This is a genomic window from Streptococcus oralis SK610 (assembly GCF_000257455.1).
In the GTDB taxonomy this organism is placed as follows: Bacteria; Bacillota; Bacilli; order Lactobacillales; family Streptococcaceae; genus Streptococcus; species Streptococcus oralis_CB.
In genome coordinates this window covers 1-17,300 of record NZ_AJKQ01000006.1, presented here as the reverse complement: position 1 = coordinate 17,300, position 17,300 = coordinate 1, and the positions used below count along the sequence as shown (strand labels likewise).

Here is a 17,300-nt window from a genome sequence, read left to right as displayed (position 1 = left end):
GACAGTAGGATGGAAACACCAAAAATACAATTAGGATACCTGGAGAGTATCTCACAAGTTTTAGCACTAAAACCAGAAAATTTAGCTATAGAACGTTATGCTATTTGGCAGCTATTCCAACAGGCAGATGAGGGGACTTTTTATCAGTTAGCCCCTCATCTTTTTGTGACAACGAGTCAGGAAGATCCAATAGTTGTTAATGAACTAGATGCAACTCCTGAAGGATATCTTTTATTTAAGGAATTAGTAGAGGGGGAAAGAGTATGCCTTTAACAAAAGCACAGGCAAAATCGCTGGATATTTTAGAAGTAGCTCGTAGCCTTGGAATGGAGATGAAGCGAAAGTCACATCGAGAGTATTATTGGGCTGAGCATGACTCGTTTAAGATTGATACTGTGAAGAATACCTGGCATTGGTATTCACAAGCAGATAAGTATGGGGACACCATCAACCTTGTCCAAGAAATGCGAAATGTCAGCTATAAGGAAGCCATGGTATTCTTAGAGACAGGTTCCTTTCCTGAAGCAAAACCAGTAGAGGAAGAACGTAAACCTTTCAATTATACACTAGCCCCTTACGAACAACGATTTGTGGAGGCGAGATCCTATCTCAAGGAGATTAGAGGTCTCTCTGATGATACAATCGACTTCTTCCTGGAAAAGGGAGTATTAGCCCAAGCTAAACGTAAGGATAAAGATGGTGTTATAGAAGATGTCTTGGTTTTTAAATACTTGGACAGAAATCAGCAACTGGTAGGTGCGAGCCTCCAGGGACTTGTTCCTGATCAAGAACGTCATCCTGGCAAAGGATACTTGAAACAAATCATGTATCAATCAGAATCTATTAGTGGCTTAAACGTTTCTATAGGCTCTCCTAAGCGTTTAATTGTGACAGAGGCACCAATTGACCTTATGAGCTATTATGAGCTTCATAAGGGCGAATTAAACGATGTTCGACTAGTTGCGATGGAAGGATTAAAAGAGGGAGTTTTGTCTCACTATGTTCTTGAAATTCTGCAGGAGCGAGGGGAACTTACGATGGATGAAAGGGATTATACCAAGTCTAGTGAGTTAACACGTACCTCTAACTTTTTATCTGTTGCAGCGGAAACATCCACACTTTTCCAAGATCACAAATATGATGATCTCATCACGCTGGCAGTTGATCACGATAAAGCAGGTACAGACTTTATTACCAAACTACGGGAGAAGAAAATCCCAGTTATAGATGCAAGACCACCAAAACGTGAAGGCCAGGAGAAGACAGACTGGAATGAGATTCTGAAGCAGACCAAGCAACTGGAAAAAGCTGAGGAAATTCAATCATCAAGTCACTTTCCTGATACCAGCCACCTTTCTCCTGAAGATGCAACGTGGTTGAAGGAAAACTGGAATAATATAGGTTTTTCAGTAGAGCCTAGAAAACAAATGGTTATTGATTCGGACAAAACAGTGACCTATGAAAAACCTTCCAATCCACTTGGAGATGGTAGGGAGCCTAAAAAACAAATTCAGAGCACAGAAAAAGCTCCTGAGAACTCTCAGGAGCAAATGAATGATAGGACCAGTGGTGGCACGGGTTCTTTACAGCCTAAAGCTGAAGGCAGTACCTCACCTGTACTTAAAACAAGTACCTTTGAGCAAACTGTTACCAGTCACCCGACATCATCCTATCCTTACTTACAGTTTAGCACAAATTATGATAAAGTGCAACGGAAAATAGCGAATTATCATCCGATTACACCAGCGGATTTAAGGCGATTGAATCAATATGCGCCGTCTATCCAAAGTACAGCATCCTGGTATTTAAATGAACTGGCTGACAGTAAGATTAGCTTTGTTTATGCGGATCATGGAGAGAAGAATGTGCTTCAGGTGACTTTTCAAAAGGATAACTTTATCCATCTTTCAGGGATCAGACCTTTTGAAGAGGGAAAGGGAGCAGCAAATTTCCTAGATGATATTGCCAATGGTCAGGGGCATTATGACGGTATGTTGATTAGTAATGCAATTAAGGATAAATTGCAGGTTCTTCCTATGTTGCGTGATATTTTAGATCCACATTCTTTTGTTTTAGATGATTTGAGTAGTGTTGAAAAGCTTCACAATCTCAATATGAGTGAAGCTATTAAAGCAAAAGATGAAGATTTCTTACTACTGTTTAAAGATATCGGAGATGAAAAAATTCCAGCCTCTCTTATGAAACTCAAAGGAGAGCTTGCAACTAATGTTAAATCGTTGGATGAAAAGATCATTCTCGGTGTTTATAGAGATCGAGATGGTCACATCGAGCAACTTTCAATCAATGAAGAATATGTTAAAGACAATGGTGCAGAAATGCTGTCAGTTTTGAAGAATAAGCAGTTTGAAGAAGTTTCTAAAGAAATTGAACAAACAACGCTAGAGAACACACTGAATAGCCCCCTACTTGATTCGGCTACGTTTACTCAAGTCTTAGATACTGTCTATAACTTAGGTGTGCCAGCTGACATCTCAAAAACTCCAGAAGAATTTCATCAAGCCTGGAATCAGTATCTTGACTATGCGAAGCAGCACAATGATAAATTTGATCAGATTGTTGCTGCAGCTGGAGAAGATCATCTCCTAGATACAAATTCAGATTTTTATAAAGAGTGGAAACAAGATCATATCTATAAGGAGAACTACCATGTACGCCTTCAATGGTCTGAGGAGCGCCCAGATGGGCCTAGATTGCCCTTTAAAGAAACAGAGCTGATTTCGTATCAAGAATTTGCTAGAGAGCTTTACAAAGCCAATCAGGACTTCTATCAGCTACATCAGGAAGGGCTAGAACAAGTGGCTGGTGGTCATCCAGAAGCCTACATCACTCCAACTAAGATCCAGTTTAGTATCTACGCTCCTGATGGTGAACTGATCCAGGATAGCATCCGTTACAATATCGGTGAGGAGATTAACCCCATCGCTCACAAAGAAAGGCTTGGAACACGAGAAATGAGAGAGTACCCAGAATTGATGAAGATAGATGGGGCCATATTCACTCCGTATCATCTGGAGAGATTGGCGAGTGAGTTAGATATTTCTCAGTTCAGTTACGCTTTAGAAGATACTCTTTACGCAGATCAACTTCTATCCCAACTCCCATTTGGAGATTTGGAAAATAGTCCAATTGGATTTACAGATAGTAGTCATGATGCTCGTCTTGGATTTATCTCTTTTGATGGAATGGATAGTGTTGAGGTCGAAAATCTATCTGCTTGGTTTGATAAGTTGGGAGTCAAGGACTCACCTATGGATCAAGTAGCTCTTGTAGAAAAATGGCAAAAAGAAATCAAAAGTTTATCAGAAAAAGTTGAACAAACGATCGCCATAGTTCGAGAAGAATTTGAGAAATCACAAGAGGAAGAAATCAAACTAGAAGAACAAGGCTACAACAAGCAGGAGTTGGAACGTGATGCGGATGCTGACGGTGTTTCTGATGAGGAGGAGTTGCTTCAGGGAACGAATCCGTATGATTTTAGATCGAAACCAGGTTCTAAACCAGAGGGCGAGGAGAGTCTACAAGCGGATGAAATTGTTTTAGCAGCTGGCAGTCTTGCAGTCGCAGATTTTATTCAAAATAAAGATATGGCAGGATTAAGTCGTCATCTTAAAGAAGGGATTAAGGAGTTTCTGGATTCAGATAAGTACAAAGACTATCTAACGAAAATGAGCCAACTAAATAATTATTCTAATCGCAACTTGCGCTTAATTCTTGCACAAAATCCTGAAGCAAGGCAAGTAGCTTCTTTCAAACAGTGGAAAGAAAACTTTGACCGCTATGTGAAAAAAGGTGAGAAGGCTTTACGTATTTTTAAACCTATGACGAAGATCAAAAAGGATGAGAATAACCAACCAATATTGGATAAAAATAGGAAACCAGAAACAGTTACATTCTTTGGCTTAGTGCCAGTTTTTGATGTTAGTCAGACAGAAGGAAAGGAAATGCCAAAAGCTGCAGAAGTTAAAGAACAGCTGACTGATTTGGACTATGCAAATCTTTACCGTGCCCTGATGGCTATTGCAAAAGAAAATGATGTATCGGTTCGATTTGAGGAGATGGAAAATAATAAACATGGATATTATTCTGTCCCAGAAAATCAAATTGTTTTACGTAGTAATGAGATGAACAAGGCTCAAATTATTAAAACTTTCTTACATGAGATGGCTCATGCAGAGTTGCATCATGCAGATAATCCTCAAAAAGAAAATCTAACTAGAAGCACTGCTGAACTCCAGGCTGAAAGTGTCGCTTATGTTGTTTCTTCATACTATGGTATTGATACGTCAGAGTACTCCTTTAACTATCTATCTGGGTGGTCTGCTGATAAGGAGACACTTGCTGATTTAGAAGCACAGTTAGATATTGTCCAACAAGAAGCTAAAAGTTTAATGGTTCGGATGGATCAAGCATTGGAACAATTAAGATTGAGTCAGGAGAAACAAACGAAGCGTAGTTTTGAACAAAAACTGGAGAAGTTTAAAGATCAGAGCAAGCAGGCTGTCGAAGATCACAAGCAGGAGTTGAAAGCAGATGCACAATCAAAAAAAGAGAAGGGTTTCTCGAAATGACCGAACGGGACACCCCAAATAAACCCAAGGTCAAATTAAAAACAAATCATCATCAAGGAGGACAACACTCATGACTAATGAACAAGAAGAACAACTGATTATCATCCTTTCAGACTTTATTCCAATCATGGATGGAGACAGAGTTCAAGGAGTATCGCCAAGCGCTAAAGACTTGACTCGCCAAAAAGTTCTGGAGCAACTAGAGGAAGAACAGTCTCAACTTCCTGAAGGAGATCCTGCTCTTTTGGAGTGGGAAGAAGAAAATATTGAGCTACTCAAGATGATTACAGATGAAGAATTTCAAGCTGTACTCACTGAAAAAATCTTACTGACAGAAATACAAATTGGGCAGTCGATTTTCCAGCCTCTAACTGCTCAACAACTTTCTGTCCTATCTGAAAAGTTACAAGGTCAGAAAGAAAAAAGTGTAGAAAATAGTGATAAGCAATCATCTATTTTCAAAAACATCTTCAGTTGGTTACGATAAAATGTTAGAAGCTGTACTCCAAAAGATATAGGAAAGGGGCTTGGGGATTTCCCCAAAACTGAGAAAATCAAGAAGGAAAACTACAAGGTTCTCCTTCTCTGATTTTTTTAAATTTCGCAAATGGATATCCATTTGCTACGCTTGCCACAAGGAAGTCAGGGGCGGATGCCTGATCAGAAAATGCCAGAGACTTTGAGAGAAAGAGGATAAAAAATAATGCAGAAACGAGAAAATAGAAAACGCTATATACAAAAATTGATACGACTAACTCCAGAGGAAGATCGTCAAATTAAAACGGCGATGGCCCAAATGGGAGTTCCATCTTTTCAATACTATGCGAAGAATCAACTAGTACAAGGGAAGGTGGTTCAAATTGATTTTGCTGAATTGAAAGACCTTCGAGTTGCCATCAATCGAGTGGGAACGAACATCAACCAAATTGCCAAACATGCCAATGAAAATCAAGGGGTTACGCCAGAGGAAGTGGCACAAGTCATTGACTATCTATCTGAGTTGAAAGAGATGGTGGCTGTCAAACTTTCTAGTGCGGAGAAGAAAGGTTTACAGGAACGAAAAGTGAAAACAATAAGGACGTATGACGAATGGTAGTAATCAAAACACCCAAACAAATTAAAACTCCTTCCAATTTAAAAATAGCTGTACGCTATATTCTGAATGAAGCGAAAACTCTTGTATCAGAAACTGCAGAAAGTGATCTTGATTTTCCTCTTGTCTATCATAATAGCGAGCTTCAAATGAAGCTAGTATCTGGCAATGGGATCTCTGATTTTAGTGTAGCAGATGAAGAAATGGTCATGACAAAATTAGCTGCAGCCTTTAAAAAAGGAGATGATGACTTGAAAGAATTATCTTCAGGAAAACAAGTATTGGCTCATCACATTATCCAGTCTTTTTCTCCAGATGATAACTTGACTCCTGAGCAGGTTCATGAAATTGGCCGTCAAACGATGTTAGAATTGACAGGTGGAAATTATGAGTTTGTGATCGCAACCCACACGGATAAAGATCATCTTCATAACCATATCATACTTAATACCACCAATACTTCAACGCTCAAGAAATTTCGCTGGGAAAAGAAAACCTTGAAAAATTTGAGGGCAATATCGGACAAGCATGCGGCACGGTATGGCGCTAAAATTATTGAGCCTACAATGAAAAATTCTTATACAAAGTATTCTGCTTGGCGGAGGCAAAATAATTATCGGTTTGAAATTAAGGAGCGTCTGGATTTCCTTCTGAAGAACTCTTTATCGTTAGAAGATTTCAAACAAAAGGCAGCTGCGCTTAATCTTCAGATTGATTTCTCTGGTAAATTTGTGAAGTATAAATTGCTCGATCAGCCCCAACAAAGAAATGTCCGAGATGATACATTATCGAAGAAAGGACTCTATTCTCTTGAAAAAATAAAAGAGAGAATTTCTAAGAATCAGTTAGTTTTTGATGTGGAGGAATTGAAAGAACAATATCAAGAATCAAAAGAAAAAACGGCAAATGATTTTGAATTGAAATTGGAAGTGGAATCCTGGCAGGTCGAGCAAGAAAGCAAGCAAGGCATTTACGTGCAGATGGATATGGGAGCTTTAAATAGTGGTACAATTTTAATACCTTCTCATAAAGTTGATAAAAATGAGGATGGAAATTATACCATCTATATCAAAGAGAAAGACTATTTTTATTTTCTCAATCCTGATCAATCTCAAAAAAATAGATACATGATGGGCTTGACTGTCGCAAGGCAATTGGCCAAACAAAACGGCGAAACACTCGTTACTAAAAACGCTCAAATTTCCTCTATGCGTGAACTGATTAAGGAATATAATTTCTTAGTTGAGCACGGCGTGACAGATGGAGCACAATTTCAACATTTGGAGGAGCGCTTTAATGAAAAGATAGAGGCTACCCAGGAGGAATTAAGACAGCTAGATGAGCGACTTGGACGTTATCATAAAATTGAAGGAGCGCTTTTAGCCATCCAGCAATCTCCAGAAAACAGTCTTGCAGCGGTACAACTATTGGATGATTTAGGAGTTCCAAAAGATATGGGACTGGAAGATGTCAGTCAACTGATTAAACAATTCCAAATTGAAAAAGGAGCCTTACAAGAGTTCTTTGACGATACTCTAAAACATTACACAGATTATAGAGATATTAAGGAGCACGTGCGTAGTCGTGAAGAGAAAGTTGACCGACGATTTGAGGATGAAAAAGTCTTGTAGAAGTTTCTGCTGTTTTCAATCTAGTCATGATTTCAGTACAGAGAGAACAGTCCTCTTTACATTTGGAGAGGTGACCTTCTCCAGGAATCGCTGGCGAAAGGGAAGGAGGAACTTCATTATAAAAATAATTATAAATATAATTATAAACATATTGACAAATATAATTATAATGGTATAATAGAAGTATAGAAAAACAGGAGGATATCAAATGAAGATTATCACATTTGCTGCTATTAAGGGCGGTGTTGGGAAAACAACTTTAACATTTAATTATGGGGAATGGCTGGCAAAGAAAGGGCATAAGGTTCTTTTGATTGATCTTGACCATCAGTGCAATTTAACCCAGTGCTATAATATTTACGAGAGCAAGAATACGATTGCTAATGCTTTTAAAGGTGGCGATGTGGATATTAAGCAAGCCAAGGAAAATATCAATCTAATTCCAGGTTCAGTTCAGCTTGACACGGTGGAACGAGATCTGGAGAACAGCGATAAGAAAAATATGCTACTTTATCTTTGGCTAGAGGATAACTACGAAAAGAAGAAGTTGGATCAGTTTGACTATATCTTGATTGATTGTAGACCAGACTTTGCAACAGCTACTAAAAATGCTGTTGCGGTCAGTCACGCTATTATTAGTCCCTTGACTCCTTCAGAGTTTGGTTATAATGCCAAATTCAATCTATCAACTCGGTTAGAAGCATTCAGAAAGGATGTAATTGACTATCGTACAAGGGAATCATACATTACTGCTGAGCTATATTTCTTAGCAAATATGATCCGACCGAACTATGGATCATCAAGAGAGTTACTGGAAGCTCTGGGACTTGAAGCTAAAGAGAAGGGAACAGACAACCTTCTAGGCATCGTACCAGCAAAAGAGTTATTCAATCATTCCACGATTGATAAGATCTCTATTGCAGATATGAAGGAGAATCCTGAACTTTATCAAAAACACAAAAAGTTTTTCACTGAGCTGGAGCAGACTTTTTCAAAAATTTATGATACAATATAATTATATTTATAAACACAAATACAATTATAAATATAATTAGAAGGAGATTGTCATGGCATTCACACCAAAAGAAAAAGAGATTTCACAGATTATCGAAGCAACCCATCAACCTGAGCAGGTTTCAGATGTAGCCAATTTTGAAAGTTTTGAACGCAAAAAGCAATTTCAGTTTACTTTAAAACCAAGCAATAGGAAAAAATTGGATAAAATTGCTAAAGCAGCTGGAGCAAAGTCTGCATCAGACTATCTTGATAAACTAATCGAAAGTTTATCGTTATAAATATAATTATATTTATAATTAAACAACCTTCCCAATAAGGGAAGGCTTTTATTTTTGAAAGAGTCTTGTAGAAAGTTTGTGATGTTTTCAATCTAGTCATGATTTCAGTACAATAGAGAGTATGTTTAGATTTGATGAAAAAGAATTTGTCGCAGAACTAGATCGCAAACGTGAGCAGCAATTCCTGAAGCGAGTAAGAGATTATGACGAGCAGATTGCTCCCTCCATGAGATTGAGGGGATATAAGCGGATAGATAGTACAGAGAGGACAGTTGTTTTTACATTTGGAGAGGTGACTTTCTCTAGGAATCGCTGGCGAAAGGGAAAGAAAAGTTGTTATCCCGTAGATGAGTGGCTAGGTCTAGAAAAGTATATGCGTTATTCTCCTGAGTTGATTTTTCACATGGCAAAACACGCTTCTGTTTTATCCTACCGTGAAGTTTGTCGAACAGTTAAGATGGCTTATCGCCTGGAGATAACAAAGGACGCTGTTTTGAAGTCTGTAAAAATGGCAGGCAGACTCTTTTCAGATAGGGAACGCTATCGGCTTTTTAGAGGTGATGAGCAACCGAAAAAAATCCAGGCAGATAAAATCTACCTGGAGGGAGATGGTGTGCTCGTCAAGACAACATCAAGCAATGATGAACGACACAATACAGACTTAGCCCATTTCCTGATTCATACTGGAGCGAAGAAGGTTGGTAATAATCGGTATGTACTAGAGAATAAGCATGAGATTATCCATACCAGCCATGAACAAGCAAAGGAAGAATTGATAGACTATCTCTATAATCATTTTGAAATCACTGATCGAACTCTTCTTATCACTAACTCGGACAATGGTAAAGGATATTCTCGCAGAGCATTTCAAGAAATTAAGAAGGTCCTACGGATTAAACGTCATGAGCATTTCTGGGATGCCTATCATGTCAATGAAGAACTTAAACGATTCCTGAAGCCGTACCCGTCTACACTACTTGATCTTGCTTTTAAGGCCATCAAAAATCATCAGAAGAGCCTGCTTCAGACCGTACTAGATACAGTTGAATCTCTCATAGAAAGCCAGGAAGCTCTTGATAATTTTTACAATTTTCGTAAGAAATTATTAAGAAATTTCTGTGACACTAGGCCACCTAAACTTAGAGGATTGTCCTCACGTGGTATCGGGGTAATGGAGAGTCAGCACCGAAAGGTCACTTACCGCATGAAACATCGAGGGATGTATTGGTCCATCGAAGGGGCTTGTACTATGGCCAGAATGATACTCCTTGAGCGAATTGATCAGCTATACAATCTATTTTTTGGAGCTTGGAGACAAGAGTATGAAGAATTTAGGAATACGGGACTAGGTGCTGGATTTCGTATTAACCATAGACCACACAAAGCTGTTATCAGAAAAAGAGGGCATAAATAATACAAAAAGGCAGACAAAAGCCTCTAAAAAAAGATTTTTTAGAGGTGTTTTTGTCATGTTTTTATACAAAATAGTTGCTTTTTTGCCTAATGTGTGTTACAATAATATAGTAAAGAAAAACGAAAAAGGTGTAGAAGCAGCAACTTCTACACCACCGATTAAGACAAACCAACACTTTGCTTAATCAGTCAAACAATATTATAGCATAAATAGTGCAATATAGTCAAGGGCTGGGGTAAAGTGAGAAACTTTTTCCAGTTTTTTTGTCTGAAAAATCTCGCTTTCTTATTGAGTTATAAGGATATTTAATTATTCCCAAAAATTTAGACACAAACAAAATAGTTTAGGCCCTTGATAAATTCAAGAAAGTGTGATAACATAGTACGGTATGTGGTGCTAGCACATCCGCTATATTAGATCTAATAGGAGGAAAACACAATGGCTAAAGTATGTTACTTTACAGGTCGTAAGACTGTATCAGGAAACAACCGTTCACACGCGATGAACCAAACAAAACGTGCCGTAAAACCAAACCTTCAAAAAGTTACTGTTCTTATCGATGGTAAACCTAAAAAAGTTTGGGCTTCAGCTCGTGCTTTGAAATCAGGTAAAGTTGAACGCGTTTAATAAAAATGAAAAGACCTAACTGGTCTTTTTCTTTTGCTCTATAGATAAAATCATTTGAAAAATAGAGTAAATATCCGCCGATACAGCATTCTGCTTTTACACTTGGGCTGAAATATGATAAAATAGAGTATCAACTAGTTGAGGTAAAAAAAATGACTGTAAAAATTAATACAAAAGATGGTCAAATCGAACTGACAGATGAAGTGATTGCAACCGTAGTAGGTGGTGCCGCAACTGAGATTTTTGGTGTGGTCGGTATGGCTAGTAAAAATGCCCTCAAAGACAATTTCCAAGCCCTTCTTGGTAAGGAAAATTATTCTAAGGGTGTTGTTATAAAAGCAGCCGAAGATGGTAGCATTGCAGTTGATGTTTATACCGTATTGAGCTACGGAGTAAAGATAAGCGAAGTGTCAAAAAACATTCAAGAGCGTGTTCGTTTTAGTTTAGAAAATCAACTAGGAATTACTGCTCAGACTGTGAATGTCTACATTCAAAATATCAAAGTTGTAGGAGAATAATCGTGTCAAAAATTACTACCAGTTTATTCCAAGAGATGGTGCAGGCTGCATCAACTCGTTTGAATAAGCAAGCAGAATATGTCAATTCATTGAACGTCTTTCCAGTTCCAGATGGAGATACTGGGACAAACATGGGAATGACCATCGAAAATGGTGCCAAAGAAGTAGCAGACAAGCCGGCTTCCACAGTAGGAGAAGTAGCGAGCATTCTTGCTAAGGGGCTCTTGATGGGTGCGCGTGGAAACTCAGGAGTTATCACTTCTCAGCTCTTCCGTGGCTTCTCTCAGGCTATCAAGGGAAAAGATGAATTAACAGGTCAAGACTTGGCTCTTGCCTTCCAATCTGGTGTCGAAGTAGCTTATAAAGCGGTTATGAAACCAGTTGAAGGAACCATTTTGACTGTTTCTCGTGGTGCTGCCATTGGGGCTAAGAAAAAAGCCGAGGAGACAGATGATGCTGTTGAGGTCATGCGTGCAGCCTTGGAAGGCGCGAAAGCAGCTTTGGCTAAGACACCAGAAATGCTTCCAGTCCTTAAGGAAGTTGGTGTGGTAGACTCAGGTGGTCAAGGTTTGGTCTTCATTTACGAAGGCTTCCTTTCAGCTCTTACTGGTGAATACAGTGCTTCTGAAGACTTTGTAGCGACTCCTGCCAACATGAGTGAAATGATCAATGCAGAGCACCACAAGTCTGTAGCAGGGCATGTGGCAACTGAAGATATTACCTTCGGTTACTGTACGGAGATCATGGTAGCCCTCAAACAAGGTCCAACTTATTCTAAGGACTTTAACTACGATGAATTCCGTAACTACTTGAATGACTTAGGCGACTCTCTACTTGTTGTCAACGATGATGAGATCGTCAAAGTTCACGTCCATACAGAAGATCCAGGTCTTGTCATGCAAGAAGGTCTTAAATATGGTAGCTTGATCAAGGTAAAAGTGGACAACATGCGTAACCAACACGAGGCGCAAGTTGAAAAAGAAGCGACCCAAGGAAACAAGCCTGCTGAAACAAAAGAGTATGCCCTTATCGCAGTAGTAGCTGGTCAAGGTTTAGCAGATATCTTCCGTGCTCAAGGTGTGGATTATGTTATCGAAGGTGGTCAGACGATGAACCCTTCAACAGAAGACTTTATCAAGGCTGTTGAACAGGTCAATGCTCGCAACATCATCTTCTTGCCAAACAACAAAAATATCTTTATGGCAGCTCAGTCTGCGGCTGAAGTGCTTGAACAACCTGCTGTTGTTGTAGAAGCACGTACAATTCCTCAAGGGTTGACCAGTCTTCTTGCCTTTGATCCAAGCAAATCAATCGAAGAAAACAAAGAACGTATGACTGCAGCCCTTGGTGATGTCATCAGCGGTAGTGTAACAACAGCCGTTCGTGATACAACTATCGATGGATTAGCAATTCATGAAAATGACAATCTTGGTATGGTAGATGGGAAAATCCTCGTGTCAAACCCTGACATGCACCAAACCCTGACTGAAACTTTGAAACATATGTTGGACGAAGACAGTGAAATCGTGACTTTCTATGTCGGTGAAGACGGAAGCGAAGAACTTGCCAATGAAATTGCCCAAGAAATCGCAGAAGAATTTGAAGATGTTGAAGTAGAGATTCACCAAGGTCAACAACCCGTATATCCCTATCTTTTCAGTGTGGAATAATCGTGAAAATTGAATGAAAATAACAGAAGGAAGCTGGTTTTACAGCTTCCTTTTTTTATGCAAATGGAGTTATAAAGAAATTTCTGTAGAAATGAACATTCTATTGGAAATTCTATTTACTATAAGTTATAATGATAAAGCTGTTATGTTAGATTAAGTATGAATATAAAGGAGAAATGATGAAGAAAAAATTTTTTAATCAATCTTTTTCCCGCTTTTCGATTAGAAAGTTAAGTGTTGGGACCTGTTCGGTATTGCTAGGAACCTTTATGGTGATGGCTACTTCACCAGTGCAAGCAGATGAAGCTCAAGTCAACAATAAGGAACAACAAACGCAGGCGGAAATTCAACAGAAGGAAAAAAGTGCTGAGAATAGGCAGGAAGTCATTTCTGAACCTCAAAAAGAGGTAACACAGAACGAAGCAGTTAAGGACCAGAAGGATAAAACTGAACCGTCCAAAATAGAAGTATCTGCACCAGTCGCTCAGAGCCAACCAGTTTCTCAAATTGACAATACGAAGGAAGCGAGTCAGCCTTCTTTAGATGAGGAGAAAAAGCAATCTCTAGAATCAACTCAAACTGAGCAGAAAAGCAAGGAAGAAAGCAGTTCTAGCGGAAAAACTTCTTCTAGGCGCAAGAGATCGCTAGATGAAGTCAATGCTGCATTTAAAGCTCATTCGCCAATCAAGGATATCCATGCGGTAGATAGTGTCCGTGAATCCTTGACCTTTAGTATTACTGGACACGAAGCAGACTATTCTGGTGGGTATATCAAAATTCATTTCCAAAATGGGAAAGCTATTAAATTGACTCCTTCTCCAGTCGGTGGTGTAAAGTTCAGTCAAGAAAAAACGAATGGGGACCTTGATTTAAAGATAGAACCTACAAATCTGAGAGGTGGGGCAAACTATAACTTCGTCTACACTTTTCAGATAGATCCTTTGACTCAGAACTGGGGAGGTGCTGTCCAAGCCATTGGGCCAGACCACAAGGTGACCGCAACTGCTAAGCTCTATGACAAAAATGGCAATGTCCTCAAAGAACTTGGAAGTATTGAACACACATGGAAAGTCTTAGAAAATGGTGTTGGTGGTCTGACACCAATGTCTAACAATCAGGTTATTGGCTACGATCGAAATAATGATGGTATCGTTGACGATGATTCGTCGGTTGTATCCTACTATCTATTTAATGGTGCGAAAGATCCTAAGAATAATACGGCAAGAAATGATTACTTCAACTATGGAAATGGTGTCTTTGATGGTCGTATGATCAATGGTATGGGGATTAGTGATGTCGGGGGGAATATCATTGATCCTGTCACTTCTTATACCTATAATATAGAGTTAAAAGAAGGTTATGAATTGACAGATGAAGCTAAAGCTCTAGGATGGACTGCCGATGCGACGGGTTATCATCTGACGATTAACAGAGCTAACAATCCACTTCAAGATATTAATAACAATAAAAATAAGCTCATTCCAATTTCTTTTAAGTTAAAGAATGCCAAAGTAGCAGATATTAATGGAAAAGCGCAAAAGCTAACTGTGACGGGTATCTATACAAAAGCAGATGGGACTAGTTATCAAAATACGGCCGTTCTTCCTTATGCTCTTTTTGTTCAAAAAACAGATCAGCCAGAGTCTTCTCTCTTTGAATTTAGACACTATAACCAGTCTGACTCGGAGATAATTCGTTCTTATGGTGAAACAGAATACCGTTCTAATGTTCGACTTTCATCAGTTGCTGAGGTTGAAAAAGATTATCTTATCAATGACTACACGGTCACCCATAAAATACAGGATTCACGAGAGTCTTATCGAGAAGTAAACGTGATTGAGGAGCGTCAATGGAATGAATTTTTCTCTTCACCGGACGCATCCGTAGAAGTATACAATAAAGCTACAGGTGAGTTATTAGGGACTTTTAATAGTAACACCCGTAGTCTACGATTGACGGAAGAGCAAGATGTGAAGGAGCTGGAGTACAAGTTTAAAAATATCAAGATGAGGAAGTCCTCAACCAATGATACTTCGGCATTTTTTTTCCAGACAAAAACACGTTTTAATAATTGGGAAAGTCTCTATAAAGATTCGACGATTCGTAAGTTGGATTCTAGAACGGATTTCACTTTTAAGAATACTGGAAACACTGTTTCCTTCTCTCAAACTGCCTCAGCCGAATTGACGCGTGTTATCCAGCAAATTTCAATGGTTGGACGCCGTCGGACAGATGTCTTTAATCGACACACAGATGCTTCTGGTTTTAAAGAAGATTTTATCACAAGGACTGCGGGTAAAGACACCCCTACTCAGAACTTCGCAAACTTGACGGGAGTTTACCATTTAGCCTATTTGGCTGACCCTCAATTAAACTTTAGTGGAAACCTTAATTTTAAGGTCTATTATAATTACAAAGATACTGGGAAAACTCTCTACTATGTCCAAGTGAAGGGAACACCAGACTCCTCTATGCCCCCAACGCTTTTGAAGTTGGAAAACAAGACAATTCCAAATGGGATCTATACCTATAAAGCAATTGCTTTCTGGGATGAGGAACTTCCAGATGTTCAAGCTCAGAATGGTTATGACTTGGGGGAACTAGATGGCATTACTGTTACTTCGAAAAATTCGACCTCTCATGACTTCAATGTGATCGTACAGGCCTCAGAAGCGAGCGGTGTCTACTCTGAAGTGAAAAGGGCGACAGATCAACACTTTGCCTACAATTCCCAAGAGCACTATCCTGGTGATGAGATTGATTTCAGAGTGACCTATAAAAACGCAGCGAAACAGCCTGTTTCAGACGTTTATGTTTTATCATCCTTGCCGATGAAAGGTGATAAACAGCTGGAATCCAGAAATCGTGGTTCTCAATTTACAGTGAGTTTGACAAAAGCTCTAACACCACCTTCAGGCTGGGAGGTTCAGTATAGCCGCACTGCGGGTACTGCTGCAGAAATTAGTGCTTCACAATGGCTCACAGCAGAACAGGTATCGGATTGGTCAGAGATTCGTGCAGTTCGTTGGCATTCGACTGCTCCGGTTGCTGCTGGAAGCAGGGTTCAGTTTCCTATCGATGGAGCAGTTATCGGGCAAGATACTGCCTCAGGTGCTACAGCTTATCTTTCTTCGGCTCTGGCAAATGGTAGTTCCAAGTACACTGAGTCCAATAATGTTTTAATCCAAATGTCCACCAAACTGTCATCTGCAAGTTTCACCTTTGTGGATGTAAATGATCCGTCTAAGGAAGTGCAACTAGGACAGGTAGACACAGTTGTAGGAAAACCAAATGGACCAATTTCTTATGATCCTGCTCGTCGAATTAAGGAATTGGAAGATGCAGGATATGAACTGATCCGTAACGATTTTACAGATCCTACCTTTGGTGACTCGGATAGTCCAAAACAATTCAAGTTTCAGTTTAGACACAAGATTACAGAACTAACCGAAACTGTTCGTGCAACTCGCGAAATTGATTATGAATATCTCAAAAAAACAAACCATTCTGATTTATCACTCCTTGCTCCAAAGCATGTTGAGACTCATTCGTTTACTCGAACGAAGAGAATCGATCAGGTTTTGGCGAAACGGCAGCCAAATGATGCGACAGCTGGTGTGACATACTCAGCCTGGTCTGCAGACCAAACTTGGTCTCAAGTGATTTCTCCTGAAATTCCTGGCTATTATCCAAGAGAGGATATTGATTCAAACACAATGTCGGGAGAAGGAGCTCTCTATGAGTATTTAATGTATGCGGATGATCCTAGAGATGAAGAGTTGGAAAAAGAATTTACCTGGTATCGGGTGGTGTATTATGTTCCGCTTCCAGTTGTCCCTTCAGCAAGTGCAGCGAAATCTAAAGGCCTTCAAGGGCAGAAGCAGGCAGCAACGATTCACTTTGATGTGGATAGAGCAAGCGAGAGCGAGGTTCACTTTACAAAAGGGACAACAACCATTAATGGAGCAAAGAAATCCGTTGAACTAGTCCAAAGCAGTGTCTTTCTTTATGATGAGAATGGGCAAAAGGTAACTTCGCTAACCATTGCCGACCAAGGGACGTACGATTTAGATCTTGTAAATAAAACAATTGTCTTTACTCCACTGAAAACCTTCTATGGTCCGGCAACTCCAGTTCAAGTTGGAGTGGTGGATAAAAATGGAGAGTCGGCTGTAACGACCTATACCCCAGTTGTTGAGAAGGTAACTCCAACTGGTACGGGAGATAAGACAGAGGGACTTCAAGGTCAGGTCCAAGAAGGTAAAGTGACTTTCACCCCAGGTCATGACTTAGTTCCATTCCCAGCTGATTCAACTCCACTATTTGACAATGGTACAGCTGTGAAAGAAGTACCAAATGTCGGTAAGTTCGAAGTGGACGCAGACGGTAAGGTAACCTTTACACCAGACAAACAATTCAAGGGTGAAACACCTGAGCTTGAATTGACTCGAGTGGATGCCAAT

General features: G+C 39.5%; 13 protein-coding genes. All 13 read left to right on the top strand.

The annotated features are described in order from the left end of the window. The first annotated feature begins 9 nt into the window (after positions 1–9). Positions 10–273, top strand: coding sequence for a hypothetical protein (locus tag HMPREF1115_RS03650; RefSeq protein ID WP_000449746.1), 264 nt, complete (start codon positions 10–12; stop codon positions 271–273). Beyond that, positions 264–4,589 (top strand): PBECR4 domain-containing protein, encoded by a 4,326-nt coding sequence (locus tag HMPREF1115_RS03645; RefSeq protein WP_001131584.1) that lies wholly within the window; start codon positions 264–266, stop codon positions 4,587–4,589. Before HMPREF1115_RS03650 ends, HMPREF1115_RS03645 begins: the two co-directional genes overlap by 10 nt. Before the next feature lie 70 nt (positions 4,590–4,659). Beyond that, a complete protein-coding gene (locus HMPREF1115_RS03640; RefSeq protein ID WP_000180615.1) occupies positions 4,660–5,076 on the top strand; it encodes a hypothetical protein in 417 nt (138 codons plus the stop codon). Between the two features lie 216 nt (positions 5,077–5,292). Beyond that, a complete protein-coding gene (gene mobC, locus HMPREF1115_RS03635; RefSeq protein WP_001171914.1) occupies positions 5,293–5,685 on the top strand; it encodes a plasmid mobilization relaxosome protein MobC in 393 nt (130 codons plus the stop codon). Beyond that, entirely contained in the window at positions 5,679–7,313 is a 1,635-nt protein-coding gene (locus HMPREF1115_RS03630) for a relaxase/mobilization nuclease domain-containing protein (RefSeq protein ID WP_000260303.1), read from the top strand. Before mobC ends, HMPREF1115_RS03630 begins: the two co-directional genes overlap by 7 nt. A 208-nt stretch (positions 7,314–7,521) precedes the next feature. Next, positions 7,522–8,328 (top strand): ParA family protein, encoded by an 807-nt coding sequence (locus HMPREF1115_RS03625; RefSeq protein ID WP_000692242.1) that lies wholly within the window; start codon positions 7,522–7,524, stop codon positions 8,326–8,328. A 52-nt stretch (positions 8,329–8,380) separates the two neighbouring features. Further along, on the top strand, positions 8,381–8,608 hold the full coding sequence (locus tag HMPREF1115_RS03620; RefSeq protein ID WP_000896113.1) for a hypothetical protein: 228 nt from the start codon (positions 8,381–8,383) through the stop codon (positions 8,606–8,608). Positions 8,609–8,729: 121 nt separating this feature from the next. Continuing rightward, a complete protein-coding gene (locus HMPREF1115_RS03615; RefSeq protein WP_000488181.1) occupies positions 8,730–10,022 on the top strand; it encodes an ISLre2 family transposase in 1,293 nt (430 codons plus the stop codon). A 55-nt stretch (positions 10,023–10,077) separates the two neighbouring features. Continuing rightward, positions 10,078–10,206, top strand: a complete 129-nt coding sequence (locus HMPREF1115_RS11780) for a hypothetical protein (RefSeq protein ID WP_002882021.1) — start codon at positions 10,078–10,080, stop codon at positions 10,204–10,206. A 254-nt stretch (positions 10,207–10,460) separates the two neighbouring features. Continuing rightward, on the top strand, positions 10,461–10,649 hold the full coding sequence (rpmB, locus tag HMPREF1115_RS03610) for a 50S ribosomal protein L28 (protein WP_001140948.1): 189 nt from the start codon (positions 10,461–10,463) through the stop codon (positions 10,647–10,649). A gap of 152 nt (positions 10,650–10,801) precedes the next feature. Continuing rightward, positions 10,802–11,167, top strand: coding sequence for an Asp23/Gls24 family envelope stress response protein (locus HMPREF1115_RS03605; RefSeq protein ID WP_000216434.1), 366 nt, complete (start codon positions 10,802–10,804; stop codon positions 11,165–11,167). Between the two features lie 2 nt (positions 11,168–11,169). After that, positions 11,170–12,837, top strand: a complete 1,668-nt coding sequence (locus HMPREF1115_RS03600) for a DAK2 domain-containing protein (RefSeq protein ID WP_000036692.1) — start codon at positions 11,170–11,172, stop codon at positions 12,835–12,837. Between the two features lie 176 nt (positions 12,838–13,013). Continuing rightward, positions 13,014–17,300 (top strand): YSIRK-type signal peptide-containing protein (locus HMPREF1115_RS03595; RefSeq protein ID WP_025170972.1); only part of this gene is annotated, 4,287 nt, incomplete at its 3' end.